At 56.5% G+C, this 25,736-nt stretch carries 19 protein-coding genes and 3 tRNA genes; 8 read left to right on the forward strand and 14 right to left on the reverse strand.

The window, feature by feature from the left end; all coding sequences use genetic code 11:
• Window positions 1–41 precede the first annotated feature (41 nt).
• Window positions 42–5,381 carry a putative Ig domain-containing protein gene (locus WH367_RS23435; RefSeq protein WP_339537903.1) on the forward strand — a complete coding sequence of 1,780 codons (5,340 nt, stop codon included), beginning with the start codon at window positions 42–44 and terminating at the stop codon, window positions 5,379–5,381.
• Between the two features lie 256 nt (window positions 5,382–5,637).
• Here WH367_RS23435 and WH367_RS23440 read toward each other — a convergent pair whose 3' ends face one another.
• The 5 genes from WH367_RS23440 to WH367_RS23460 all read right to left on the reverse strand — a co-directional run bounded on the left by WH367_RS23440 (window position 5,638) and on the right by WH367_RS23460 (window position 9,905).
• Window positions 5,638–6,561 (reverse strand): site-specific integrase, encoded by a 924-nt coding sequence (locus WH367_RS23440; protein WP_339537904.1) that lies wholly within the window; start codon window positions 6,559–6,561, stop codon window positions 5,638–5,640.
• A 102-nt stretch (window positions 6,562–6,663) separates the two neighbouring features.
• Window positions 6,664–7,062 (reverse strand): hypothetical protein, encoded by a 399-nt coding sequence (locus WH367_RS23445; protein WP_339537906.1) that lies wholly within the window; start codon window positions 7,060–7,062, stop codon window positions 6,664–6,666.
• 204 nt (window positions 7,063–7,266) lie between these two features.
• Window positions 7,267–7,701: a DUF2628 domain-containing protein gene (locus WH367_RS23450; protein ID WP_339537907.1), complete on the reverse strand. Its 435-nt coding sequence runs from the start codon at window positions 7,699–7,701 to the stop codon at window positions 7,267–7,269.
• 155 nt (window positions 7,702–7,856) lie between these two features.
• Window positions 7,857–8,837 (reverse strand): hypothetical protein, encoded by a 981-nt coding sequence (locus WH367_RS23455; protein WP_339537908.1) that lies wholly within the window; start codon window positions 8,835–8,837, stop codon window positions 7,857–7,859.
• Between the two features lie 204 nt (window positions 8,838–9,041).
• Window positions 9,042–9,905, reverse strand: a complete 864-nt coding sequence (locus WH367_RS23460; RefSeq protein WP_339537909.1) for a hypothetical protein — start codon at window positions 9,903–9,905, stop codon at window positions 9,042–9,044.
• A 339-nt stretch (window positions 9,906–10,244) separates the two neighbouring features.
• On the opposite strand from WH367_RS23460, the gene WH367_RS23465 reads away from it, so the two are divergent.
• Window positions 10,245–10,517: a helix-turn-helix domain-containing protein gene (locus WH367_RS23465; RefSeq protein WP_339537910.1), complete on the forward strand. Its 273-nt coding sequence runs from the start codon at window positions 10,245–10,247 to the stop codon at window positions 10,515–10,517.
• Window positions 10,518–10,519: 2 nt separating this feature from the next.
• Here the strand turns inward: WH367_RS23465 and WH367_RS23470 are convergent, their stop codons facing one another.
• The 5 genes from WH367_RS23470 to WH367_RS23490 form a co-directional block, all read right to left on the reverse strand.
• A complete protein-coding gene (locus WH367_RS23470) occupies window positions 10,520–11,245 on the reverse strand; it encodes a hypothetical protein (protein ID WP_339537911.1) in 726 nt (241 codons plus the stop codon).
• Window positions 11,246–12,021: 776 nt separating this feature from the next.
• Window positions 12,022–12,112, reverse strand: a tRNA-Ser gene (locus WH367_RS23475).
• Between the two features lie 87 nt (window positions 12,113–12,199).
• Window positions 12,200–12,290, reverse strand: a tRNA-Ser gene (locus WH367_RS23480).
• A 120-nt stretch (window positions 12,291–12,410) separates the two neighbouring features.
• A complete protein-coding gene (locus tag WH367_RS23485; protein ID WP_021028801.1) occupies window positions 12,411–13,325 on the reverse strand; it encodes an SPFH domain-containing protein in 915 nt (304 codons plus the stop codon).
• A gap of 204 nt (window positions 13,326–13,529) precedes the next feature.
• On the reverse strand, window positions 13,530–13,970 hold the full coding sequence (locus WH367_RS23490) for an NfeD family protein (protein ID WP_339537912.1): 441 nt from the start codon (window positions 13,968–13,970) through the stop codon (window positions 13,530–13,532).
• Window positions 13,971–14,130: 160 nt separating this feature from the next.
• Here WH367_RS23490 and WH367_RS23495 point away from each other — a divergent pair, with 160 nt between their 5' ends.
• Window positions 14,131–16,689 carry an arginine/lysine/ornithine decarboxylase gene (locus WH367_RS23495; RefSeq protein ID WP_339537913.1) on the forward strand — a complete coding sequence of 853 codons (2,559 nt, stop codon included), beginning with the start codon at window positions 14,131–14,133 and terminating at the stop codon, window positions 16,687–16,689.
• A gap of 109 nt (window positions 16,690–16,798) precedes the next feature.
• Here the strand turns inward: WH367_RS23495 and WH367_RS23500 are convergent, their stop codons facing one another.
• Window positions 16,799–17,695 carry a DNA ligase gene (locus WH367_RS23500; RefSeq protein ID WP_339537914.1) on the reverse strand — a complete coding sequence of 299 codons (897 nt, stop codon included), beginning with the start codon at window positions 17,693–17,695 and terminating at the stop codon, window positions 16,799–16,801.
• Window positions 17,696–17,836: 141 nt separating this feature from the next.
• On the reverse strand, window positions 17,837–19,567 hold the full coding sequence (gene msbA / locus WH367_RS23505; protein WP_339537932.1) for a lipid A export permease/ATP-binding protein MsbA: 1,731 nt from the start codon (window positions 19,565–19,567) through the stop codon (window positions 17,837–17,839).
• Between the two features lie 211 nt (window positions 19,568–19,778).
• On the opposite strand from msbA, the gene tolB reads away from it, so the two are divergent.
• The 5 genes from tolB (at window position 19,779) to WH367_RS23530 (ending at window position 23,411) form a co-directional block, all read left to right on the forward strand.
• On the forward strand, window positions 19,779–21,092 hold the full coding sequence (gene tolB, locus WH367_RS23510) for a Tol-Pal system beta propeller repeat protein TolB (RefSeq protein WP_339537915.1): 1,314 nt from the start codon (window positions 19,779–19,781) through the stop codon (window positions 21,090–21,092).
• Window positions 21,093–21,151: 59 nt separating this feature from the next.
• Window positions 21,152–21,688: a peptidoglycan-associated lipoprotein Pal gene (gene pal / locus WH367_RS23515; RefSeq protein ID WP_312989465.1), complete on the forward strand. Its 537-nt coding sequence runs from the start codon at window positions 21,152–21,154 to the stop codon at window positions 21,686–21,688.
• A gap of 9 nt (window positions 21,689–21,697) precedes the next feature.
• A complete protein-coding gene (ybgF, locus tag WH367_RS23520; RefSeq protein WP_027011353.1) occupies window positions 21,698–22,459 on the forward strand; it encodes a tol-pal system protein YbgF in 762 nt (253 codons plus the stop codon).
• Window position 22,460: 1 nt separating this feature from the next.
• Window positions 22,461–23,261 (forward strand): tRNA threonylcarbamoyladenosine dehydratase, encoded by an 801-nt coding sequence (locus WH367_RS23525; protein WP_339537916.1) that lies wholly within the window; start codon window positions 22,461–22,463, stop codon window positions 23,259–23,261.
• Window positions 23,262–23,335: 74 nt separating this feature from the next.
• Window positions 23,336–23,411, forward strand: a tRNA-Lys gene (locus WH367_RS23530).
• A gap of 630 nt (window positions 23,412–24,041) precedes the next feature.
• On the opposite strand, the gene WH367_RS23535 is transcribed toward WH367_RS23530, so the two are convergent.
• On the reverse strand, window positions 24,042–24,365 hold the full coding sequence (locus WH367_RS23535; RefSeq protein WP_339537917.1) for a helix-hairpin-helix domain-containing protein: 324 nt from the start codon (window positions 24,363–24,365) through the stop codon (window positions 24,042–24,044).
• A gap of 299 nt (window positions 24,366–24,664) precedes the next feature.
• The gene (locus WH367_RS23540) at window positions 24,665–25,183 is read right to left on the reverse strand and encodes an endonuclease V (RefSeq protein ID WP_339537918.1); all 519 of its coding nucleotides are present in this window, start codon (window positions 25,181–25,183) and stop codon (window positions 24,665–24,667) included.
• Between the last annotated feature and the right edge of the window lie 553 nt (window positions 25,184–25,736).

Consider the following 25,736-nt stretch of genomic DNA (forward strand, 5'->3'; position numbering starts at 1 on the left):
TTGGTGTATTTGCAGCCCTGTTTGGGCTCAGCCCATTTGTATTGCATGGCGCTGATCCAGCAGCGTTTGAAGCTGCTATTTCTGAGGCCTGGGGGCCGATCTACACTCAGTGGAAGAAAGATCAGTCAGCAACAGAGGGCGGCAAGGCAGCCTCTTTGTTTACAGATGAGTGGATGAACCAGCGTGCACAACTACTGGAACGTAAAAACTATTTTGGAACAACCAATGCCTCATATGACAGCTCATCTGCCGATGCGTATGGAGCTGATAAAGCGACGCTTTACGACGGAGAAGACATTGTCTGGGAAGACCGCAGTTCCGCACTGAAGATCCGGCGAGGAGGAACAACAGAGTCCACCAAATATGTCACTTTTAACAATGATAACGGTGGGCAGCTCAACGGCGGGCGACGCGAAGATTATCTCTTTGGAGGTGCGGGAGTCGACACCTTGGTAGGCTTGGGTGGCAATGATTATCTCCAAGGCAACGCAGGTGATGATGTACTCGACGGTGGCACGGGCAACGACATGCTGCAGGGTGGTCTTGGAGATGATGCCTATATTTTTAATGGCGATTGGGGAGTAGATGAAGTCATTGACAGCGATGGTGTTGGTAGCATCGTTGTGGATGGCCATACACTGGTTGGCGGTCGGTTTGTCTCGGCTGGAGCATGGATTAGCGAAGATGGAAAATGGCGCTATGCCCTCAACGAGAGAGGTGATCTGATCATCTCCAATGCTGAAAAGTCAGGTCGCATAGTCATTAGAAACTACGCAGATAGTCAGAGCAAAAGTACCTCTCTGATGAAAAATGCACCCGCAGATGTGCTGGGATTGACTCTGCCCGATAGTGGGCAGCCCTGGGTAAATACTGCTGGCATGTATGCATTACAAGGCGATCAGTTTGGAGGAACTGATTCCTCCTGGCGTATACAGCCCGATGGCAGTATCCCAGGTGCCCAAGCTGATCCTGACGCCAACAACTTGTTTGATGGCTCCAGCATTTATCCTGATGTTGTGGTGCGCCCCGTAGGTGGAAATTTAGGGGCAGACGGGGTCTGGCAGCCTGTATACGCCAATACTCAGGCCGTTGGCTATTGGGGCAGGGGGGGTAATGATTTCATATCGGGTGAACAATATGAGGATTATCTTGATGGCGGAGACGGTGACGATGCCATCTGGGGGGGCGCTGGCAGTGACATTATCTATGGTGGAAAAGGCAATGACATCATCGTCACGAATATGGCGGCGACCATGCCAGGAGGCTTTGGCGAGCTTCCTCGCGGTGCAGATGAAATAAAAGGTCCTGACAACGTAGTCACACAGACGAGTGGTTCCAACATTACCCGCTGGTTTGTGGTGAGAAGTACTGATGGTAGCCGTGTACGCGTGGAGCGTGCACACGTCAAAAATCCTGATGGAGGAGAGTTCTACGCTCCAGAGAGCGCTAGCGATCAAGATTTTGTGGACGCCGGAGAAGGCGATGACTACGTGTGGGGAGGGCGCGGAGCGGATTACCTGATTGGAGGCGCAGGTGATGATCACCTAGCTGGCCTTGCCGGTAGTGATGTGATCCTGGGCGGAGATGGCAAAGATGTGATCTACGGCGACGAGTGGGTGCGTATGCGGCTTCAGGCCGTCTCAAGCAGCACTAACGGTGATTTATATGCAAGCTTGCCATACGACGATACGCTCAAGAGCCCGGCATTGCATGGAGATGATGTCATCGATGGCGGTGCCGGAGACGACGAAGTCTGGGGAGATGGTGGCAATGACTCCATTTGGGGTGGTGGTGGCAATGATCTCCTTCTGGGTGATGCCCTCATTGCCCAACTGCCTTACGAAAATCACGGAAATGATCAGTTAGATGGTGGTGATGGCAACGATGTACTGATGGGCATGGGGAAGGACGACGCACTCCGGGGCGGCTCAGGCAATGACGAGTTGTGGGGGGACCATTCAAGTTTGGATGCGCAGTACCACGGCAGCGACCTGTTGGATGGTGGCGAAGGTGACGACAAATTGTTTGGGCAGGGTGGCAGCGATACGCTGCACGCAGGTTCAGGAAATGATTGGCTAGCTGGAGAGGATGAACTGGCAGTTGATGCAACCAGTGCGTTGACCGGTGACGACATTCTTTATGGTGGCGACGGCAACGACACCGTGATAGGTGGCAATGGCAATGATCAACTCTTTGGTGATGAAGGTGATGATTGGCTTTATGGTGGTGCGGGCAATGACGCCCTTGATGGTGGTAGCGGTCTGAACTCCCTGGAGGGAGGTGCAGGCAACGACACCTACACGTCTGCAAGCGCAACGGGCACTGATGTGATCGTGGACAGCGAGGGAGATGAAACCTACCAGATCGATTTCCGAGCATTGAGCGCAGGGGCGTCAGTGGACATTGACGACCAAGATGGCATTGGACGCATAGTGATTGATGGAGTCGTTATACAGGGAGACAACATCAAGGCAGTGGCCGAAACGGCTTGGGAGGCTGCTGGTTGCCTTCTGACGCGCAGCGGGGGTGATCTTTTAATTCGCGCCAAAGGTGGTAGTGGTAGAGCTCTGGTTTATGACTACTTCAATAAGTCGTCAATGCTTGGGTTGACATTGCCGGCATATGTTCCGCCGGTAGATCCGGGTGGGCCGACTAATCCGGGTGGGAATAGTCCTCCAGTAGTGGAAATTCTACTGGGATCTCAAAATCTGATAGAGGGCCTTGAGTTTTCGTTATTATTGCCAGCGAATACGTTTAGTGATCCAGATGGCGACTCACTGGTTTTGAATGCGAGTTTGCCAGATGGCTCGGCACTGCCGGCTTGGCTGACCTTTGATCCTGCTACTGGAAAATTCACAGGCACGCCACCTTTGGGTAGCTCGGCGAGCCTGAATGTCGTATTAAAAGCAACTGATAGCGCTGGAGCTAGCGTCTCTCAAGATTTTTCAATAATTATTGAAAAACCTGCAGGGCAAAACATCACTGGGACAAATAATGACGATGTACTTGACGGCTCATCTGGAGACGATGCTTTTCATGGGTTGGCTGGAAATGATGTTTTGAACGGTGGTGGTGGTAATGATATTTTTGATGGTGGGGATGGGAATGATATCCTGAATGGGGGCGATGGTGATAATATTTTCAATGGTGGTTCTGGAAATGATATTATCAATCCACACGCGAGCATAGGTAATTCGAAATTTGTATTTGGTATAGGGGATGGCAATGATGTTGTTAATGCTAACCTTTACAATTTCAAAACAAATAATATTATAGAATTTAAAGACGGAATCAGCCCGGCTGACGTGGATGTGTCAATGTCTGGGGTTTATGGAGAGTCCTATAATAGTTTGATTTTCTCAGTCAAGGGTAATGACTCAATAGCTTTTAAGGGCGCGTTTTATTCTTACGAAAAGGATATAGGGAATCCTCGAAATCAATTTAAATTCTCAGATGGAACTATTTGGGATTTGCACACCGTTTTATTGATGGCGGCAAGAAAAAAATCGACCGACGGATATGATGAAATTCTTGGGACATTAGGTGATGATGTGCTAAGTGGAGGAGGTGGGTATGATGTTATAAGAGGATATGATGGCAATGATTTTTTATATGGCGATGAGGATTCTGATGATTTATGGGGTGGGTATGGGAATGATGTTTTACATGGTGGTGCCGATAATGACTATCTCTATGGACAAGATGGAGATGATAAGATGTATGGAGGCGATGGCGACGACAGACTAAGAGATATTCAAGGTAGTAATATCTTTGATGGCGGTGCAGGCAATGATCGACTTGAAGGTGGGGGTAGATCGAAAGATGTATTTTTATTTGGAAGAGGGGATGGAGTAGATACTGTTATTGATGGTGCTGTCAGGCTTAGTGAAGTTAAATTCAAAGCGGGAATAAATCCCGATGATATAGAGGTGACGCGGGGTAGAACTGATCTTAAACTGTCGATTCGAGGTTCGGATGATCAAATAAATTTGTTGCATTTTTTCAATGATATCGATCCAAGTGATATTGCCAGTCCTGTAAAGCAAATAGTTTTTGAAAATGGAACAATCTGGGGTTTGAGCGAAATAGAGGTGTTGGCCGGCGTCTACACAAATCAAGCCCCGGTTATTGAAAAAATAAAATCTATGAATTTGCTGAATGGAGATTCTCTCTACTGGAGCCCAAGTCAGGAGAATGTCTATGATGATGGAGGAGTGACTTCTTTCACTGTGGAAATGGAAGATGGCAGTCCACTACCATCTTGGATGAGTTTGGATGTTGATGGAACATTAAGCGGAAATGTGGTTGCAAACACGAATCAAACGATGCGCTTAAAAATAACAGCGACAGACAAAGAAGGTTTGTCGACATCTGAGATTTTAGTGATCAATTTGAGTAAAGCGGGAATTACCAAGCGTGGGACTGCGGCAGCAGATACCATAACTGGGCAAGGATTTGCAGATAAGCTTTATGGTCGAGCTGGAAATGATCAACTTTTCGGTATGGCAGGTCCTGATCAGCTTTATGGTGAAGACGGGAATGACACTCTGACAGGCGGAGTCGGTAATGATCAGCTGTATGGAGGGAATGGCAGTGATAAATATATCTTTTTCAGCGGAGACGGAGAAGATCTGATCGTTGAAGAAAGTTCGGGCTCCAGTACAACCGATATCGTTCAACTCAAAGATATTGCTTCGACCGACGCGTACCTCTTGGGCCGTGTCGGAGACGATCTTCACATCACAATAGGTTCAGATGTAATTATGATTCGTGATCAATTTGCACTAGAAGCTTCGGTCATTGAGGAATTTCACTTCAAAGATAATGTAGTGCTTCTTGCTACAGATATCCAATCTCAATTGGATTCAGGCATCAAAAATGGAGTTGTACAAAACTTGATGAGCGAAAGTGAGAAGTTTGTCGACACAGCTGCACCTATTCCTATGCCGAAACCAAATCCTTTAATAACCTCGTTTGAAGTTGATGGCGCTATTCCAATGCCAAAGCTGAATCCAACAATAATTTCTCAGGATGAACTTGTGATGCCAGCCCCAGGCCCATTGATGACCTATGTTGACAAAAATGGCGAGCACACACGTGTCAAGCCTTTGCTGATAGGTGCGACAGAAGAGCTGATAAATCTAATGTCACAATCGACCGATGACAGAATCAGCTTGTTAGATAGCATATCACTGGCATCATTGCTGTCTCAGCGGTTGCCTAATGCCAGTAGTGAAAATAGTTCTATCGATGGCCTAGTGCAAGCAATTTCTGCATTTAATGCAGATGCGGGGGCGATTTCTTCGGCGCCTAGCTCATTCGCACAAACCATCGATTCACTTAACAGACAATCGCTCTCTCTTGCAATGAACGCAGCGTAGTAGAAGTACTAAGCACATGGATTAATCGTACTAATCACACCCCTAAATTTGGATATCCATCCATTTTTAGGGGTGTTTTTTTAATGACCTGAATTTTTTCTTTTAAGGGTTCGGTGGTTCCATGTTAACTTTTCCCCGTCAGTCGGTAGTAGATCAAGTGCTCGCAACCTACGGCAAAAAATCCCACGGAGGATGCTATCCTTACATCATGCCGAGTTGTGACGGGCATTACTGTTTCAAAGCCAGGTGAAAGCATTTAAATCGCGTCTCTTATGTAGCGGCCCAATGACTCAACAGAGCGGTGCCTCGTGACCTGACGAATCGCAAAGATCGACATGCCCCGCTGCGCCGCATCGGTGCAAAACCCTGCTCTCAGAGAGTGTCCGCTGAACTCAGTAGCAGCCTTTTCACCCCATGCCTGCACCGCCAAGCGCTTCACTATCAATGCGACTGATTGCGAACTCAGCCCTGCGGTGCCCACATTGCCGTAGCGGCCCACAGCCCTAAATATAGGGCCGCTGCTTAAACCAACATGATCAATCCATGCCTGCACTGCGTGGATGGGGCACAAAGCCACTCTCTTGCCCCAAGGGATTTGGATGCTTTGACCACGGCCGTAGGGATCGGTTTTGGAGCGCCGGATGTGCACAGTCATTCCTTGCTGATCCACCTTCAAGTCGCTTATCTGCAATGCAACGAGTTCAGAGCGGCGCAGGGCTGCCGAGAATCCAAGGAGCAACAATGCAGCATCACGCAGCGTCCTGGTTGCCGAGCCGGCCTGGTTGTCATTTTTTCCAAAAGTGGATGGCTGCCTTGCAGCCTTCACCAGTTGCGATAGATCCTTGGCGGTAATCGCTCGCACTTGGCGTTGGGGCCCGCCGTAGATTCTTCGCATGCCGCGCATCGCCTGTTGCACAATCATGCTCTTGACCGGGCTGGCAACGCCTCGGCTCCTGTGCCAGCGGTCAAGTGCTGCCATGCGCCTGGTCAACGTTGCAAAGGCATGCACTGGACTCCATTGGGCGATGTACAGCGCTACCTGTGTTGGCGTTGCGGGCAGCCTGCCTTGGTGCATACAGTAGTGCCGTATGTCTGAAGCGTAGGCACGTTGTGTGGCTTCTGCCAGGCTGGCACTGCGCAGCACTTTGAGATGTTGGCGGCGAGTTGTCATGCTCTTCATGTGTGCCGCCATTTCATTTGTGCTGCCTTTTTGTCAGAGTGCAGCGTGTGAGAAAGATGCAGCACTTGGGCCACTTCACGTTGATGAGTGGATGACGTCATGTCAGTATTCCTCGGGCAATAGCAGGCAAGTGCTGGAGCGCGATGGTTGGCGTTTGGCCTGCCCATCTTCCGTGATATCGCTCATCGCTTCCGTGATAATCCATATCCTGCCACTTTGAAACGCAAAGCTCGTCAAAATGCGGCTTCCATCTGCCACAGCTTGGATGTTGGCTGCACGGTCCTCCGCCTCCATATGCGCCCAGTCTCCGCTTACATGGCGGCGCAGCAAGCCGCCCACTGTTATGCCTGATGCGGCTAGGTCCTCGAGCATGGCCAAAGCTCCTTGTGTTGCGACAACCTGACCCATGGCAAACAGCGGCGTGCGGTGGTTGCTGGAGTGCTGGGGTTGGGGTGACTTGTGTGTGTTCGTACCGTTGGAGGTGAAAGGTTTGCGGTTCATAGTTCAGCTTCAAATAGAGACATAGAGAGCCCACAAAGCAAGAGCGCCAATGCGATTAATGCATTGGCGCTCTTGGGCCCCAAAGGATTGGGGTAGGGCGGGGCGTTGGGTTAAAACGAGTGGCTTATCGAATAATCTTTAAAAGTGGCTGCTCCAGATAGAAGGCAATGGGTTGAAGGTGACGGGCACTGGGTTAGCTAGGCGTCAGAGCTTTTGAGCGACAAGGCTCAGCAAAAGCCATAAAAGAAGATATATGACCCATGCGGCAACTCCTGCAGCCCAGCTCACACCACCTTGGGTTCTGAGCGAGCTCACCCAGTGGCTGGATGGAAGGGCTGCCTTTACCTGGTCAACTTGTTTGTAGGCTTGCCGCTCATAGAGCAGGTTGCCCACCTGGCCCGCCGCAAACGCTAACCCCAGGCCAAAGGCGTTGGAGTAGCGCTCGGAATACCCAAACACCATTGATGCCACGAGCTCCAGTAGAAGCAGTCCGATCCATAGGGCTGAGAGCGCATACATCTTGCGATAGGAAAGCCATCCCAGCGAGAGAAAGAAGGCAGCCCAATTCCAGCTTTGCTTGGTCGGCCTGCTTGCTGCCTTGTCCCACAGGCTTTGGTATTTCTCATAGTTCTTGTTCACGTACGCGCGAAGCAGGGCGCGCCGGATAGTGTCGTCTCGTCCAGGCGAGGTTGTTTGTTGCTGTTGAGTCATTGTGTGAGGATGAATAGGTGATGGAGTCGCGCAAACAACGGGTTGATTGCATTGGGTGACTGGCGATGGCGTGGGATTGGGATTTATTGGGCAGCTTTTCTCTTGGCGAATTCAGCGGCGATCCCGTCTTTGTCGAGGGGCGTGAACCGCAGCGCGATGTCGCAGTGAGAAACCGGCACGCCCGGCAAACTAAGCAGCGTGCCCCTGGCGCTCAATTGGTTGCCCGTCATTGCCCCGCGCAGCGTCCCTTTCCAGCGGTCTTGCGCTGTGTTTGCGCCTTCTACGCGTACCTCAATGGATGGTCCAAGGCGCATTGCCAGTTTTTCGTAACCACCGCCTGCAGTGGTGCGCTCGATCTCTAAACTAGTGCCCCCAAGCAAGCTCTCAGTCAGCGGGTGCTCGAAGGACTCATGGGCATTGGCAACAGCCTCAGGTAACGACATTGCCTCAGCACTACGCTGGCACTGGTAGGTGCCATCCCATGTTCCTGCCCAAGCCAGTTGCGGGGCAATCATCACGTGACCGTATGAGACGAGCTCGACCATCGGGCCCAGCGATGCGGATTGCACCTGGACCTGTCCAGTCGAATCGCTAAGGCGCACTTGGTAGTTGACCTGCGTTTTTACCCAACCATCAGGGGCCACCTCCACTCCTGGAATTTGTACGCTAAAGAGGGACCCTGCTATCAAACGTGAGGCAGCGCCCGATGCTAGGTCAAGCTGCAGCGTTGCGCTGCAACTTCTCAGCTGAGTGTCTTTGCTCACACCTGCATCGAAGACATTGGAGAGTGCCGTATTGATGCTGCTATAAAAGTACGACGAAGCGGGCGTTACCTGCCCAGCCTCGTCCTTTAAAGGCCGGCCACTCAAAGATGCCTGTGCATTGCTCACGACGATAGACTTCAGAACGTCCTGCACTTCAGCGGATTCGCAAGAAGGGGGCTGCTTGGGCTGGCAGGCCGCAAGGCACAGTGCGGCGAGAGTGGTGAGTGCGACCGCTGCTGTACGCCGGGCGGATGTGAGGCCCTGTTCGGGCAGACTTTTGGGGAATGGTTTGCGTTTCATAAGAATCCAATAGGTGAGTAAATCACACCCGCTCGCACCATCACACCGATGTTCTCGGCTGGTGGGCACTGCGGGTGGTTGTGGGGAGGGTTACGGGTAGCACAGATCGGCAAAGTCGCAGATGTGCTTGAGCAGTCCGGTAAAAGGCGTAGACAGCGCCCATAAATCACCGGGCACGAGCAGCATTGATGCCTACTGTTCCTGTCAACGCGAAGCGGCTGCGCGGTTTTGCTGTGCCCGAATGCGTGCGGCTTGTGCGGCAATGTCCGCATTCACGGCGTTGTTCTTTGTCTGCTCTTTAGCCGTCTGTTCGGCGTGTAGTTGTGCTTGCCTTTGACGCTCTTGCTCTGCGAGGGCCTGTTGCTCGCTTTGCCACTGCGCAAGTCGGCTCTTTTGCAGACGCTTGGCGCCACGCATAGAGGCCTCACCAATGTCGTGTACCCAAGCCTGTAGAAGGTCTGCACATTGCGCGACTCGATTGCTGCAGAACTGCAGTGTGTAGGAGTCGAGCAAGTTACGCATCTGATGAGCAAACATTGGTGCCTGCCGGTAGTCCGTGATTTCTGCGCCGAACTGTGGAGGATGGTTGCTCACCCGGCCCCAGGTGGCGCTGTTGATGTCTTGCACCACCATCAGCAAGTTGGTCGAGAAGATATGCGCTTGTGAACTGTTCCCGAAGTTAGGCATTCCGTTGCCGGCATGCAGCCCAGCCCAAGCGCTGGCCATGAACTGTTCGCCGACTTGAGTGCTTGGATTGACGCCCGTGTAAGCACCGCCTTCTACTGCGGTGACCAAGTCCCGCATCGTTTGTTCTTTCGCTGGCACTCGCAGGAATGGAACAAACCTCAGACTCTGCTGGTCGACAGTGCCTCCGCGCTGCACTTCGTAGCGCTGTGGTTGAGGTAGTTGCTGTGCATGGATTGGTTTTAGCGAGACAAATAGCACGAAAAGTCCAGCTGGAACTAGTGCATGCGGTGCGCGAATTGCATGTATAGCGCGTGTGCGTCGCATTGCCCATCTGCCGTGTCGTTGCCCATTTGACAGGCCGTCTATTTTTCTTTCCTTCATGTATTGCTCTCCTATTTTTTAAGTAGTCGTTTGCCGTCGTCTGAGCCGCTTTGGTGTGGCTGCAGACCCAGAGGGTCTTTGAAGACTCCACCGCGCTCCAACGGATGAAGGCTTTGGCTCTTCTAGGCACTCCCTGTTACAGCTCGAAGCTGCCATGGCCGGATTGCTTTTGGCTGGATCACATGGCACGTTCAGTTGCATGCCGCCATGCACCGATCAGAGTGATTTGGAAATAAACACTATGAGTTTGGTATCGGGGTGAATTTTGCCATGCCAAACTTATAGTTTGTGTACTTAAAGTGGTGTATCTCAAACACTCGTGGCATGTCGCGAGTGATAGTGAACCGTCCCCAGGCTTTAGATCTTGAACACAAGCAAGAGCTGCTGCTATTGCAGAAGTCTTTTGGCGAGCGCTTACGTGCCGTACGCCATGACAAGCAGATGACCCTGGAGCAAGTTGCCGAGGGCAGCGGGTTGCATGCCAACTATGTGGGCTCTGTTGAACGGGGTGAGCGTAATATCTCGCTGTACAACATTTGGCGTATTGCGCATAGCCTTAGGGTGGATGTTTACGCGCTGATGCTTGAGCTTCCCAAACGCTCGGCAGGCTAGTTTTACCTAGCTTTTTCGCTCTGACCAGTTTTAGCGTTCATCAGGTGAAGCTCCATGTACCACATCGGCTCGAAGTGCACAGAGGTGATGCCGGTGATGATTTGCTGCTCGGGCGTAATCCAGTAAGCAGGGTCGATCACATAGCCAGCGCCTAGATCAAGAGTTGACGAGCTTTCTGCAAGATTAGCTGGCTTGGTCACTGGCAATGCGTTAACGCTGGATTTGGCAAGGGCTTGCGGTTTGCTGGTTGTGTGGCCCTGCGACTTAGGATGTTTAAGCCAAAGTACAGTTCTCCCAAGGTCTATGGCTTGGCAGTAGTCCACATAGACAATTGCGATGGACGGCAGTTGATTAAACGTGTCAAATTCCTTGTAGTTCTTGGCAACCCAGCCGCCACTTTTTAGCGCCAAGACTACGAGCATTTCATCGGGAACGTAGGCGGGGCCATGGCGGGGATACCCCACGCTGTAGGCAAGTTCGGTGACTTCAGCAAGACTTTTGCTTGAGAGCATGGCAAGGCAGGCTAGAGGGTCATCACCCCGCTCTTGCTGCTGTATGCGAGCTACGGGGGGTGAAAGTCCGACTGCTCGCGTGGCGTTGGGATGACATGCGCTGGCTGCGCTTCCTGCATGGCTTTCTCCTGCCGTGCTCGCACTTGCTTTGCGCAAGGATGAACTTTCTGCTTTGGGGGGCAACTCGCTTACCAAGGTCTTACTGTTCTCTGTCATTGTGGTCTTTCCAACGGGCGAAAAAGCAGCCGCAGTCTCAGCCTCTGGCCGATCGTTGCAACTGGTCGATTAACATGGCTTAACTGGCCATGCGGCAGCGCAGCTGTGAGGCAAGGTCTGCATCACTGCTGCAATGTGTGGGAATCTAGGGGTTTGGGGCGCTTTGGCTCTGGAGCCAAAAGACATCGATCCAGAGCTAAGGCTGCTGCTTACGAAACGGATGCAATGAGCCTAGCGGTTTGATGTCGCGCTGAGCCGGATGACAACTAGCTCCGGCTGATTTAGCGCAATTGTGGCTCTCGTGCACGCTGTCTAATAAGTGAGTCTGAGGGCGCTCTATGTGGCTTCCCTGAGTTTGCCATTTTGTTTATTAAATACTGAATACGATTCAGGCAAAACCAAACTTATAGTGTTATTTTAACACTCGAAATTTTGAAATTTGCGCGGCTCGCCACCTGAGTTACTTTGTACAGTATGAGCAGTGGTCTGCATATGCTGCTGCATGAGCTCATCGTTCACTAGGCGGCTAGAAGCGCAGTTGCTTACATACGACGTTGAACAGTGGCTCAATACACTAAACCTGCTGATGTCGGTGTGCAGGCGAAAAATTTTGAAGCGAAGCGCAGCAATTAGCCGAACGCCGAAGTCTCTCACTGAATCTCAAACAGACCCGCTACTTCGCAAATTTGATTGTGGGTGATACTATGGGTAGAAATAAAAAAAGCCACCCCTAGGGTGGCTTTTTACTTTAAAATCAATGATTTATTTTCAAATTCTGGCGGAGAAGGCGGGATTCGAACCCGCGGTGGGCTATTAACCCACACACGCTTTCCAGGCGTGCGACTTAAACCACTCATCCACCTCTCCGCATGTTTTGTACGTTTTACATCCTGTGGTGGCCAGGAAATAAAAAGCCAAGCGTGGACAGCTTGGCTGACAATTTCACCTGTTGACTGGCGGAGAGGGCGGGATTCGAACCCGCGGTGGGCTATTAACCCACACACGCTTTCCAGGCGTGCGACTTAAACCACTCATCCACCTCTCCAGTCGGTGAAGCGTGTATTCTAGCCTGAAATTTGGCGCCTTCCAGCAAAGCGGGGGCTTGTTTGGCAAAAATGCAGCGCGGCCCCAGCGGGCACGTGCTGCATTTACGTTTGCCAAGCGGTTACTGGCCCTTGCCGGTCTGGATCATGCGCATGGCCGAGGTGATCAGGCTGGAGACCTCGGTCATGTTGCTCGGGACGACCAAGGTGGTGGTCGCGTCGCTGGCCAGCTTGCCGTAGGCATGCACGGCCTGCTCGGCCACCTTCAGCTGCACGGCTTGCTCGCCGCCGGGCTGGCGGATGGCGGTGGCAATGCGCTCCAGCGCCTGGGCAGTGGCATCAGCCACCGCAGTGATCGATGCGGCCTCGCCTTGCGCCTTGTTGATCGCCGCTTGCTTCTCACCTTCGGAGCGGGCGATGAAGGCCTCGCGCTCACCGGTGGCGATATTGATCTGCTCCTGGCGGCGGCCTTCGGAGGCGGCGATCAGCGCGCGCTTTTCACGCTCGGCGGTGATCTGGGCTTGCATGGAGCGCAGGATTTCTGCCGGTGGCGTCAGATCCTTGATCTCGTAGCGCAGCACCTTCACGCCCCAGTTGAGCGCTGCCTCGTCGATCGCCGAGACGATCTGGGCGTTGATCATGTCGCGCTCTTCAAAGGTCTTGTCCAGCTCCAGCTTACCGATCACGCTGCGCAGCGAGGTCTGGGCCAACTGGGTGACGGCCATGATGTAGTTCGATGAGCCGTAGCTGGCGCGCATAGGGTCGGTCACCTGGAAGTACAGAATGCCGTCCACCTGCAGCTGGGTGTTGTCGCGCGTAATGCAGACCTGACTGGGGACATCCAGCGGAATTTCCTTCAGGCTGTGCTTGTAGGCGACTTTGTCGACAAAGGGAATGATGAAGCGCGGGCCGGGGGCCAGGGTGCCGGCGTAACGGCCCAGGCGCTCTTTGACCCAGGCGTGCTGCTGGGGCACAATCTTGACGGACATCGCAATGAAGATGATGGCGATGACAAATATGATGATGGCGACTTCCATGGGCTCTCCTCATGGACGCACTGCTTGGTGCAACGCGCCCGTTTTTTCAGTGACTGGCTGGGGGCGGGCCCCTGGCTCAAAGGTCCTGGCCATTACACCATGCGGGTGTGACGGGCCAGGCGGGGGTGTGGGGCATGGATTTGGCTGCGCTTGTTATGTTTGCCATGCCCCGGTGATTGGCGCCTGGTTGACGGGAACCAGTGGTTAGTGCGCGGCGGGCTCGGTGGGTTCCACCAGCAGGCGGTTGCCCTCCAGCCGCACCACACGATAGGCGCCGGGCAGCGCAGGGTGTTGGCCCAGCAATGCAGCCGTCCAGGGCGCGCCGCGGTAGCGCACCTGGGCTGTGCGGTCGGTCTCCCAATGCTCGATCTGGACCTGCTCGCCAATGTCCAGGTGCATGTCCTGCTCGCGCTCACCAGAGAGCAGCGAGCCACGGCGCTTTTGGCGCAGGTAGCAGGCCAGCACGGTGGCCGCGCCCACGATAGCCGCGACCAGGATCTGCACCACTTCGTTGGCACCCAGGTGCGCAGCGATGGCAGCCGCGGCCATGCCAATGGCAACCATCAGCAAATACAGCGTGCCGGTGAGCAGCTCGGCGACGACGGCCAGGCCGGTCAGCAGCCACCACACGGTTGACATCTCCATAGCTCCCTCCTTGTTCGATTAGGTTTGTTACCCGATTGTGCGATATGCCGACCAATTTTGCGGCAATTGATGCAGGATACATAAAAAGGGGCGTGCAAATTCCGTACACTTCGCGCCTGTTTCGATTGTTTTAGTGAGGCCCGCCCCTGCGGGAACGCCCATGAAGTTTCGCTTTCCCATCGTCATCATTGACGAGGACTTTCGCTCGGAAAACACTTCCGGCCTGAGCATCCGCGATCTGGCACATGCCATCGAGGAGGAGGGCTTTGAGGTGCTGGGCGTGACCAGCTATGGTGATCTGAGCCAGTTTGCACAGCAGCAAAGCCGCGCCAGTGCCTTCATCCTGTCGATCGACGACGAGGAGTTCCAGCTGGGCGGCGGTGATGACCAGATCGTGCACAACCTGCGTGACTTCATCACCGAAGTGCGCCGCAAGAACCCGGATGTGCCGATCTATATCTATGGCGAGACCAAGACCAGCCGCCACCTGCCCAACGACATCCTGCGCGAGCTGCACGGCTTCATCCACATGTTCGAGGACACGCCCGAGTTTGTGGCCAAGCACATCCTGCGCGAAGCCAAGAACTACCTCGAAGGCATTCAGCCGCCATTCTTCAAGGCGCTGCTGGACTATGCCGAAGACGGCTCCTACAGCTGGCACTGCCCCGGTCACGGCGGCGGTGTGGCCTTCTTGAAGAGCCCGATTGGCCAGATGTACCACCAGTTCTATGGTGAGAACATGCTGCGCGCCGACGTCTGCAACGCCGTCGAAGAGCTGGGCCAGCTGCTGGACCACAACGGCGCGATTGGCGAGAGCGAACGCAATGCGGCGCGCATCTTCAATGCCGACCACTGCTTTTTTGTGACCAACGGTACCTCGACCTCGAACAAGATGGTTTGGCACCACACGGTGGCGCCGGGCGATGTGGTGGTGGTGGACCGCAACTGCCACAAGTCCATCCTGCACTCCATCATCATGACGGGTGCGATTCCGGTGTTCTTGAAGCCCACGCGCAACCACTTCGGCATCATCGGCCCGATCCATGAGAGCGAGTTCTCGCCCAAGACCATCGAGGCCAAGATCGCTGCCAACCCGCTGCTCAAGGGCGTCGATCCAAAGGCCGTCAAGCCTCGTGTGCTGACGCTGACGCAATCGACCTACGACGGCGTGCTCTACAACACCGAGACCATCAAGCAAAAGCTTGATGGCTACGTGGACAACCTGCACTTTGACGAAGCCTGGTTGCCGCATGCGGCCTTCCACCCCTTCTATGGCAGCTACCACGCCATGGGCAAGAAGCGCGCGCGCCCGAAACACTCGGTGGTCTATGCCACCCAGTCCATCCACAAGCTGCTGGCCGGTATCAGCCAGGCATCGCACGTGCTGGTGCAGGACAGCCAGACGCAAAAGCTGGACTTCAACCTGTTCAACGAGGCGTACCTGATGCACACCTCGACCAGCCCGCAGTACAGCATCATCGCCAGCTGCGACGTGGCCGCTGCAATGATGGAGCCGCCCGGTGGCACCGCGCTGGTGGAAGAGTCGATCCTGGAAGCGCTGGACTTCCGCCGTGCGATGCGCAAGGTTGATGATGAGTTTGGTGAGGACGACTGGTGGTTCCAGGTCTGGGGCCCAGAAGCCCTGGCCGACGAAGGCGTGGGCTCGGCCCAGGACTGGATCATTCGTGGCCCGGACGCATCGCGCAAGACCAAGGGCAAGAACGGCAAGGAGTTCGACAACTGGCACGGCTTTGGCGATCTGGCCGATGGCTTCAACATGCTGGACCCGATCAAGTCCACCATCGTGACGCCGGGCCTGGACCTGGACGGTGACTTTGACGAGACCGGCATCCCCGCGTCCATCGTCACCAAGTACCTGGCCGAGCACGGTGTGGTGGTCGAGAAGACGGGCCTGTACTCGTTCTTCATCATGTTCACCATCGGCATCACCAAGGGCCGCTGGAACACCATGCTGACCGCGCTGCAGCAGTTCAAGGACGACTACGAGAAGAACCAGCCGATGTGGCGCATCCTTCCCGAGTTCTGCCAACAGCACAAGCGCTATGAGCGCATGGGCCTCAAGGACCTGTGCCAGCATGTGCACCAGCTCTACGCCAAGTACGACATCGCCCGCCTGACCACGGAGATGTACCTGTCGGACCTGACGCCTGCGATGAAGCCATCGGACGCGTTTGCGCACATCGCGCGCCGCAAGACCGAGCGTGTCGAGATCGACCATCTGGAAGGCCGCGTTACTGTGGGTCTGGTCACGCCATACCCACCCGGCATTCCGCTGTTGATTCCTGGCGAAGTCTTCAACAAGAAGATCGTGGACTACCTCATGTTCGCGCGTGAGTTCTCCAAGCTCTGCCCAGGCTTCGAGACCGATATCCATGGTCTGGTGGAGCTGGTGGACGAAGAAAGCGGCGAAGTGCGCTACTACGCCGATTGCGTGGCGCTGGACGCCAGCGACCAGGCCGTGCAAACCCAGGTGGTCTCTGCGCCGGTGGCATCGTCGAAGAAGCGCAGCCCCATGCTGGAAGGCAAGGCGCCCGCCTCGTCGGCCAAAAAGCGCAGCACCGCTGCGATGAAGAAATCGCTCAAGGCGGAAAAGCCCATGGGTGATGCCAGCGAAGGTGTTGTGTCGCCCGTGGCCAAGACCCCGCAGGCAGCGCCCAAGCCACGCCGCGTGGCCAAGCCGCGTTCGCCCAAGGTCTGACCAGGCAGGTGAGTAGCGGCGGGGGATGTTGAGTCCCCTGCGTCACTCCCGCATCACCACGAAAGCAGCGCATACGCGCTGCTTTTTATGCCCGTTTATCGCTCATGGCTCATGGCGTGCTTGCCACTTCGGCAGTTGGGGAGGGCGGCATGCCTTCTTCCCGCACGCGCCAGAAGGTGGCAAAGCGCGGTATACCGCTGTCGTGCAGGCCACGGTAGCGGTAGGTCACCCAGCTGCCAATGGCAGGTGGATCGCGGCGCTGCGCATCGCTCAATCCACTGCCGAGCTTGAAGTCAATGCCATCGACCGTGCGGACCAGCAAGGCACCGGTCATGCCTTCGTATTTGCCGCGCCCGGGTGCATAGCCCATCACCTGGGCCTCGGCATCCTCATGGGGTTTGAGCTTGAGCACATCGCCGCTGCGGCCACTGCGGTAGATGGCGCTGGCCCTGTGCAGCATCAGCCCTTCACCCCCTTCGCGCACAATGCGCCGCATCTGTGCCATCAGCCGGGCCTCGTCGGTCTCTTGCCACTGCGGTGTGGCCTGTACCCAGGGCTGCTGCACGGCAGCCACAAACTGCGCAATGGCTGGCAGGCGCTCATTAAAACTGCCGGGTGCTGCGGGTGCGTCAAACACCATAAAGCGCAGGCCCTGCCAGTCTGCATCCGCAGGCACGGCTTTGCTGGTGATGGATTGGGCGCGGGCAAACTGGCCGCGCCCGGCCCATAGCTCGCCTTCCATCGGCGTGGCGGGCCAGCCGGCGGTGTACCAGGCGGGTGCGTTGATGGCGGTGCCTTGGCGTGTCCACAGCGCTTGGCCATCCCAGTAGCCGCGCACGCCGTCGTATTTCTCGCTCACCCAGTACTGCTGCAGATCCAGGCCGCCAGGGTATTTTTGCGCAAGCCACAGCGCGGGTGGCTTGTTGGCCTGTGCCAGCACAGCCCCGCAGCAAAGCAGGGCGGCCAGCCACAGCTGGCGCCACCAGGGATGGATAGGGACACGCATGCAGCCTCCTCGGGCAGCGGCCGGGATGGCTGCCTATCCGCATGCTAGCGGCGATAGTCCACAGCTGCCAACCGCCGCTGTGGTTTGGCGTGGTAAGCAGATGTTGGGGTTGCGCGGGGATGCCTTGGTGGCCTTGCTTGACTAGTGTGGCCGCGATTGCAGGCGCGCGTACAGGCCGCCCAAGTCGATCAGCTGCTGGTGCGTGCCTTGCTCGACCACCTGGCCGCGCTCCATCACCACCACGCGGTCGGCGTGCTCGATGGTGGACAGACGGTGGGCGATGACCAAGGTGGTGCGGCCCTGCATCAGGCGCGAGAGGGCTTCTTGCACCAGGCGCTCGGATTCGGTATCGAGCGCCGAGGTCGCTTCATCGAGGATCAGGATCGGCGCGTCTTTGTACAGCGCCCGGGCAATCGCCAGGCGCTGGCGCTGGCCGCCAGACAGCTGGTTGGCATTGTGGCCGACGATGCTGTGGATGCCTTGGGGCTGGCGCTCGACAAAGTCCTGCAGGTTGGCGGCAGCCAGGCATTCGAGCAGGCGCTTTTCATCGATATCCTGGCCCAGCGCCACGTTGGCAGCGATGGTGTCGTTGAACATCACCACATCCTGGCTCACCATCGCAAACTGGCTGCGCAGGCTGTGCAGGTCCCAATCGGCCAGGGCCACACCATCGATGCTGATCTGGCCGTCGCTGGGTTCGATGAATCGCGGCAGCAGGTTGACCAGCGTGGTTTTGCCAGCGCCCGAGGGGCCCACCAGCGCCACCACTTCACCGGGGTGGATGGTCAGGCTCAGGTGGCGCAGTGCCGGGGCCTTGTCTTCGCCAAAGGCCACGCTGACATCCTGCAGCGCGATGGCGCCACGTGCTTGTGCGGTCTTGTAGCCGCCGCCTTGCTCGGCGGGGATCTCTTCGAGCAGGCCCAGGCCGCGCTCCAGCGCGGCAACGCCCCGGGTGAGCGGATTGGCCACATCGGCCAGGCGTCGGATCGGGGCAATCAGCATCAGCATCGCCGAGATAAAGGCCACAAAGCCGCCAACGGTCACATCCTTGGCATTGATGCCGGTGGTGCGGCTTTGCCACAGAGCGATGCAGATCACCGCCGACAGTGCAACAGCGGCCAGCAGCTGGGTGAGCGGCGTCATCGCCGCCGATGCGATGGTGGCCTTGATGGCCAGCTGGCGCAGCTTGCGGCTCAGAATCTGGAAGCGGCCCGACTGGCTGGCCTGGGCAGCGTGGATGCGCACCATGCGGTGCGCGAGCACGTTTTCTTCGACCACATAGGCCAGCTCATCGGTGGCTTGCTGGCTGGCCTTGGTGATGTGGTAGAGGCGCTTGGAGAGCTTTTTCATGATCCACGACACGCTGGGCAGCAGCACGGCGACGATGAGAGTCAGCTGCCAGTTGAGGTAGAGCAAATACATCAACAGCGCAATGACGGTGAAGCCATCGCGCGAGAGCATCAGCAAGGCCTGCACGATGAGGGTGGAGCCGTTTTGCACCTCATACACCACGGTGTTGGACAGCGCACTGGCCGACTGCTTGGTAAAGAGCCCCAGGTGCGCATCGAGCACCCGGCCAAAGAGGTTCTCGCGCAGGCGCATCATGCCGTCATTGGCGATGCGTGCCAGCGCATACTGGTTGATGAACTGCGCCAGGCCGCGGATGAAAAAGACGCCGACGATGGTCACCGGCACGGCCCACAGCGGCAAGGTGCCGCCGGTAAAGCCCTGGTCCAGCAAGGGTTTGAGCAGCGCCGGGATGGCGGGCTCGGTACCGGCTACAACGATGGTCGCGAGAATGGCGAGCACCCAGGTCCAGCGTTGGTAGCCAAAGTAGGGCGCCAGGCGCGACAGGCGTGCGCGCAGTGGCATCTGCGCAACGCTGCCAGCGGGTTTGGAGCCCTCGGTGCTGGCAGATGCCTCAGATGCACGTGCAGAAGATGGTTTTTCAGTTGTGGACATGTAGAGGTGATTCTAAAATGCACGGCTGTCGACGTTGGACGATAATAAAGAATTTGTGGGGTGTGTAACATCCTGCAGCCTTCAAGGCTTGTCATGCATAGCGCATTTATGATGGTCGGTAATGACTAAAACACGCTTCCCATCTCTCATCTCGGAGGCGGCCAAGCCGCTATTCCATCGTCGTCACGTACTGGGTGTTGCGCTCGCAGCCCCTGCAGTCCCCGCCCTGGCGCAGTTCCGGGTTGAGATCAGTGGCGTTGGTATCAAGCAAATCCCCATTGCCTTGCCCAAGTTTCGGGGCGAAGATGCGTCGCCGCAAAAGATCTCTGCCATCGTGCAGGCCGATCTGATCCGCAGCGGTCTCTTCAAGCCCGTCGATGCATCGGGCGAGCAGCTGGACGAGAGCTCGCGCCCCGATGTGGCCAAGTGGTCGGCCGCCGGTGCCGAGTACCTGTCGGTGGGCAGTGTGAGCCGTGGCGCGAATGGCTTTGATGTGCGCTTTCGCTTGTGGGATGCCGTCAAGGGCGCCGACATGGGCGGTCAAAGCTACAGCGTGCCGCAGGCCGATCTGCGCTTGGTCGCGCACAAGATCTCGGACTACATCTACGAAAAGGTCACGGGCGAAAAGGGCGTGTTCTCGACCCGTATCGCTTACGTGACCAAGGCCGGCCCCCGCTACACCTTGTGGGTGGCCGATTCGGACGGCGAGAATGCGCAGTCGGCACTGGCCAGCCCCGAGCCCATCATCTCGCCCACCTGGTCGCCTGCCGGCACGCAACTGGCCTATGTGTCCTTCGAGTCGCGCAAGCCCGTGGTCTATGTGCACGAGGTCTCGTCCGGCCGCCGCCGCCTGATCGCCAATTTCCGGGGCTCCAACAGTGCGCCGGCCTGGTCGCCCGATGGCAGCACCTTGGCGGTGACCTTGAGCCGTGATGGCGGCTCGCAGCTCTACACCATCCCTTCGAGTGGTGGTGAGCCTCGCCGTCTGATGCAAAGCAGTGGCATCGACACCGAGCCCACGTATTCCAAGGATGGCCGCTATATCTACTTCGTCAGCGATCGTGGCGGTGCGCCGCAGATCTACCGCGTGGGCGCCCAAGGCGGCAGCGCAGAACGTGTGACGTTCAGCGGGTCCTACAACATTTCACCTTCCATCAGTCCTGATGGCAAGACACTTGCTTACATCACCCGCGCCGGTGGTGGATATAAATTGCAGGTGATGGATCTGGCTTCCAGCACCGTGTCGTCGGTGACCGACACCACGAGCGATGAAAGCCCCAGTTTTGCTCCGAACAGCCGACTCATCGTCTATGCAACCCGCGAAGGCGGTCGTGAAGCCCTCATGACCACGACGCTGGACGGCAAGATCAAGGCACGACTGGCAGGGCAGAGCGGAGACATACGGGAGCCCGATTGGGGCCCATACCAGCCCTAAGATTGGTTTTTGGCGAGTCAATTATTTTTATACGAGAAATTCGTTTCGGAGAGTTTTACATGTTGTCATTGAAGAAAGCTTCGCTGGCCCTGGTGGCCGCTGCCGTGTTGGCTGGTTGCAGCTCTGCGCCTCCGCTGGATAACGCACCTGTGGAAGACAAGGGTGCTGCTACCGCCGGTCAAGGCGCTGGTGCCGGTGGTGCTGGCCAAAGCACCGTCGGTGGTGTGGACCTGAACAACAGCGCAGCCAACGGCCAAGGCCCTGTCGGTGTTGCACGCATTGTGTACTTTGACTTCGACAGCTACTCGGTCAAGCCCGATGCGCAATCGATGCTGGATGCACACGCACGCTTCCTGAAGGCCAACCCATCGCGCAAGGTCATGCTCGAAGGCAACACCGACAACCGCGGTGGCCGTGAGTACAACCTGGCCCTGGGCCAAAAGCGTGCTGAAGCCGTGCGCCGTTCGCTGAACGTGCTGGGCGTGAGCGACAGCCAACTCGAAGCCGTGTCTTTCGGCAAGGAAAAGCTGGCTGCTGAAGGTAACTCGGAAGACGCGCACGCCCAAAACCGCCGCGTTGAACTGAACTACCGTTAATAGGGCTCCATGAACCTCACTCGCAGTACTCCCCGTTGGATTGCACTGGCCGCCTTGATGGCCTGTGCAAGCACCTCCCAAGCCGCTTTGTTTGAAGATGGCGACGCGCGTCGCGCCATCATTGAACTGCGCCAGCGTGTCGATCAGCTGACGCAAGGCAACAACCAAAATGGTGAGGACACCTCGCAAGTGCGTCGCAGCCTGCTGGATTTTCAATCGCAGATTGAATCCATGCGTGGCGAGATGAACAAGTTGCGCGGTGAAAACGAGACGCTGCGACGTGAGGTTGCCGATCTGAAGCGCGGTCAGACTGATTTGGCCAAGGGCGTCGAAGCCCGACTCCAGCAGTTTGAACCCGTTTCGGTCACCGTAGATGGGCAGGAGTTCAAAGCCGATCCTGCCGAAAAGCGTGATTTTGAAGCCGCGCTTGGCGTGTTTCGTACCGGCAAGTTTGCCGATGCCGCCGGCGTGTTCAGCAGCTTCATCCAGCGCTACCCCAAGAGTGGCTATGTGCCATCGGCACGTTTTTGGCTGGGTAATGCGTACTACGCCACCCGCGACTACAAGCCCGCCATCGATAATTTCAAGCTGATCCTGGCCCAAGCGCCCGAGCATATGCGCGCGCCTGATTCGGCACTGTCCATTGCCAATTGCCAGATCGAGCTCAAGGACACCAAGGCCGCCCGCAAGACCTTGGAAGACCTGATTGCTGCCTACCCGCAAAGCGATGCGGCAGCGGCCGCCAAAGAGCGCCTCTCCAAGCTGAAGTGATATGAGTGCACCGTCTCCATCGGCGCCCGATCGGCAGGACGCCGAGGCGGACGTTGACACACAAAGGCGCTTTGGCGGCCTGGACCGCCTGTTTGGCGTAGCGCCCGCCGCGCAAATGCGCGCAAGCGCTATTGCCGTTATCGGCATCGGGGGCGTGGGCTCCTGGACTGCCGAGGCTCTGGCCCGCAGTGGCGTTGCCCGCCTGCGCCTGATCGACTTGGACAATGTGGCCGAGTCCAACATCAATCGCCAGATCCATGCACTGACCGACACCATTGGCATGGCCAAGGTCGACGCGATGCGCGACCGCATCCGCCAGATCAATCCCCATTGTGAAGTCGAGGTGGTGGAAGACTTTCTCACTGCCGAGAACTGCGCCGCGTTGCTGGATGGCGTTGACGGCTTTGTCGACGCCTGTGACCAGGTGCGTGCCAAGGCCGCGATGGCCAACTGGGGGCGGCGCAACCAGCGGCCTTTTGTCTGCATCGGTGCTGCGGGTGGCAAACGCCTGGCCTGGAAAGTGGAGCAGGCTGACCTGTCGCAGACCACGCACGACCCCTTGCTGGCCCAGGTGCGCTACCGTATGCGCAAAGAACATGGTGCCCCCAAGGATGGCAAGAAGATGAATGTGGCCTGCATCTACAGCCAGGAGGCTGTTGCCGGCCCTGATCCCTCTTGCGCGGTCGATGGTGATGGCTCGCTGAACTGCCATGGCTATGGCTCATCGGTGGCAGTGACGGCGACCTTCGGCATGTGCGCCGCCAGCTGGATTCTGGAAAAATTGGCACTTTCCCCAAAATGACAAAAAACCTACGCTATAATCTAAGTCTGTTGTGAGCAAGACCAGTTCTTAAGAATTTGTCAAGCAAACGCGGCGGGTCTTTAGCTCAGTCGGTAGAGCAGCGGACTTTTAATCCGTTGGTCGCGAGTTCGAATCTCGCAGGACCCACCATATAAAATTTAAAGAAATCAAGCCCCTGTGCGAATAGCGCAGGGGCTTTTTTCTTGGCGGTTAATCCGTAATTCTCGGCAGTGCTGCGCAAGGCGTTTGCCGCGTTTGATCTGGCGTGTGACGCGGAAAAAAAAGCCACCGGCTGGGGTGGCTTGAATGCCCGCAGGGTAACGGGCGGGAGGGAGCTGTGCAAAGGGCTGATGTGGCAGCCAGCCCGATGACTTCAGCTGATCCTATGCAAGCGCTTGGGCAGGAGTTTGTCCCGGGTGTGAAGCACCATGTAACTTTTTGAAACTTCAGCAGTTTGCCCGAAGGAGCCCTGTCTCGCCTGTGCATGGGCAAGGCGCTGTGTTCAACATGGGAAAGTGCGCTAAGCGGAGCCGTGGGCGCTTGGGCGCAGTCAGGGGTCCGACTGGTACGAGCCCTTGTCCATGAGCATGCCACGCGGAGGGTGCGCGCTGCAGGCCATCGGCAGTATGGAGCGGCCATGATGGCGGTCCCGGGCTTTGCAATAGCCAAAGCCATGAATGCGATGGCAAGACAAGGGTGCGGGCTTGTAGATATTGGGTTGGCCGCAAAGCGCCGGTCTGCGCAAGGCCTCCAAGCGCTATCGCCCAAGCGCAGCCTTGGCTATTTGAGGTCGTGCCGCCTCAGGGCATTCTGGGTGCGTCTGAAAAAGGGCAGGGTTCTCGATGGCTGGTCCAGATCGGTCTGCACAACATAGGCCTGCCGGGGGGGTGCATAGCGCTTGCCAGGAAACAGGCTTTCCTCTATTTTTCTAAAGGTCCTGGGGCCCACGCTGGGCATTTGCAGAAGCTTTTCCGGGTAGCTCTGGGCTACCTGTTCAATGGTGGTAATGCCATTTCTTGCGAGCACTCGCCACAAATGAGGCGGAAGCAAGCCTTGCAAGGTAGTGGCCGCATGGAACGATGGGTGTGCAGTGCTGGTATTCATCTCTCGCCATCCAACAAAGTGGAACTGATACTCAGCAGCCGCCTGCACGCGGAGGTGAAGGGCTGCTGAGTTTGAAGCATAGAGAGAGTGCGTAACAATTGTTATCACTGAAAATAGTGATTTTGTTATTGCCGGCGCAGAAAGACGCAGCACGTCCGGGCTGGGATGGGCACTGCGGACGCAGTGTGGCTGTGAGCACGCTGGAGGCTTTGCGGCGCTTGCCCGCAACGACGGACCGTCCACCACCGGTGCTACCCAGCCTAAGGTACAGGCCGGCAACCCGCTCAGCAGGGCGGTGCCTAAGGCTCCGGCCTGGCAGATCGGGAGAGCTGGTCGGTCAGGGTCAGCAGCGATGGGATTCTGTGCGCGCCCGCCATGCTGGCGACCCAGGCACTGACTACCTGCGGGCTGACGCCGATCGCAGTCACAAACAAGGGACGCTGCGACTGGCCACGGCGCACTTGAACCACATCCGGGCAGGATGCAACCCCATGGAAGGCGGTCTTTGCGACGCCGATGACCGGAGCCGCGCCATCGAGGGCCTGGTAAAGGTGGGCACCCAGGCCGGCACGCTTTTCATCACCCAGCCACACATAGCCGTCGATGACGATGGCCTGGGGCAGTGAGGGTAGCGCTTGCAGAACCCTGAGCAAACAAGGAAGCTCGCGCTTGTAAAAGGCGCCAGGTTCATAGTCTTGTATGGCGTCGATGTGGGCGATGTAGTGGTGCAGCGCGGCTGGCGATGACCAGCTGCTCGCTGTGATGCAGGCCGCTTGCGCAGTTTGGCCCTGGTAGTGGACATCCAAGATGGCAATCATCGAACGAGCTCTTAGGTTGCGCTACGACTATAGCTGATTGCTCGCATGCTTTGGATTGGCTTGAGCGCTGCGGAGCAAGCCCATCCCTTATCCCAGCTCCAGGTCCAGGCGCTGTTGGCCGTGCTGGTACAAGCGGTGCGAGGGGCAATAGGGCGACGATTGGGCGCTTGATCACTGCGGAAGTTCTGCATACCCTGGCCGCAAAAAAAGGCCACCCGAAGGTGGCCAGAGGCGCTGTAAAAAGCCGTTCCTGATCGCTCAGGCATGTTCATGCAAATATAGAGAGGGAGGGAGGGAGGATGGTGCATGAATCCGGCAAAATCATTAGATATATTCTATAGATTGATATAAATCGATTTTGCAAGGGTATTCCCTTGGATTGCAAAAAAAAAAGAGCCTGCGTTCAGCAGGCTCTCAAGGAATGACTAGCTAATACTTCGTTCTGGCACCCTCCCTATATCCATAAAATCATAAGCTATACCTATTGCCAGCGGGCCTTTGCAAAATAAACAACTGTCACGGCAAGCGTGTCAGAGTGTGAACTTGCGGCAGC

The sequence above is a fragment of the Comamonas sp. MYb21 genome, assembly GCF_037479395.1.
GTDB lineage: Bacteria > Pseudomonadota > Gammaproteobacteria > Burkholderiales > Burkholderiaceae_C > Comamonas.

Coding starts and splice junctions, on each gene's coding strand:
- WH367_RS23470 (WP_339537911.1), bottom strand. CDS start 11,245: ATGACAGAGAACAGTAAGACCTTGGTAAGCGAGTTGCCCCCCAAAGCA.
- pal (WP_312989465.1), top strand. CDS start 21,152: ATGTTGTCATTGAAGAAAGCTTCGCTGGCCCTGGTGGCCGCTGCCGTG.
- WH367_RS23535 (WP_339537917.1), bottom strand. CDS start 24,365: ATGAATACCAGCACTGCACACCCATCGTTCCATGCGGCCACTACCTTG.
- WH367_RS23540 (WP_339537918.1), bottom strand. CDS start 25,183: ATGATTGCCATCTTGGATGTCCACTACCAGGGCCAAACTGCGCAAGCG.
- msbA (WP_339537932.1), bottom strand. CDS start 19,567: ATGCCACTGCGCGCACGCCTGTCGCGCCTGGCGCCCTACTTTGGCTAC.
- WH367_RS23460 (WP_339537909.1), bottom strand. CDS start 9,905: ATGAAGGAAAGAAAAATAGACGGCCTGTCAAATGGGCAACGACACGGC.
- WH367_RS23500 (WP_339537914.1), bottom strand. CDS start 17,695: ATGCGTGTCCCTATCCATCCCTGGTGGCGCCAGCTGTGGCTGGCCGCC.
- WH367_RS23495 (WP_339537913.1), top strand. CDS start 14,131: ATGAAGTTTCGCTTTCCCATCGTCATCATTGACGAGGACTTTCGCTCG.
- WH367_RS23485 (WP_021028801.1), bottom strand. CDS start 13,325: ATGGAAGTCGCCATCATCATATTTGTCATCGCCATCATCTTCATTGCG.
- ybgF (WP_027011353.1), top strand. CDS start 21,698: ATGAACCTCACTCGCAGTACTCCCCGTTGGATTGCACTGGCCGCCTTG.
- WH367_RS23455 (WP_339537908.1), bottom strand. CDS start 8,837: ATGAAACGCAAACCATTCCCCAAAAGTCTGCCCGAACAGGGCCTCACA.
- WH367_RS23440 (WP_339537904.1), bottom strand. CDS start 6,561: ATGAAGAGCATGACAACTCGCCGCCAACATCTCAAAGTGCTGCGCAGT.
- WH367_RS23525 (WP_339537916.1), top strand. CDS start 22,461: ATGAGTGCACCGTCTCCATCGGCGCCCGATCGGCAGGACGCCGAGGCG.
- WH367_RS23490 (WP_339537912.1), bottom strand. CDS start 13,970: ATGGAGATGTCAACCGTGTGGTGGCTGCTGACCGGCCTGGCCGTCGTC.
- tolB (WP_339537915.1), top strand. CDS start 19,779: ATGACTAAAACACGCTTCCCATCTCTCATCTCGGAGGCGGCCAAGCCG.
- WH367_RS23445 (WP_339537906.1), bottom strand. CDS start 7,062: ATGAACCGCAAACCTTTCACCTCCAACGGTACGAACACACACAAGTCA.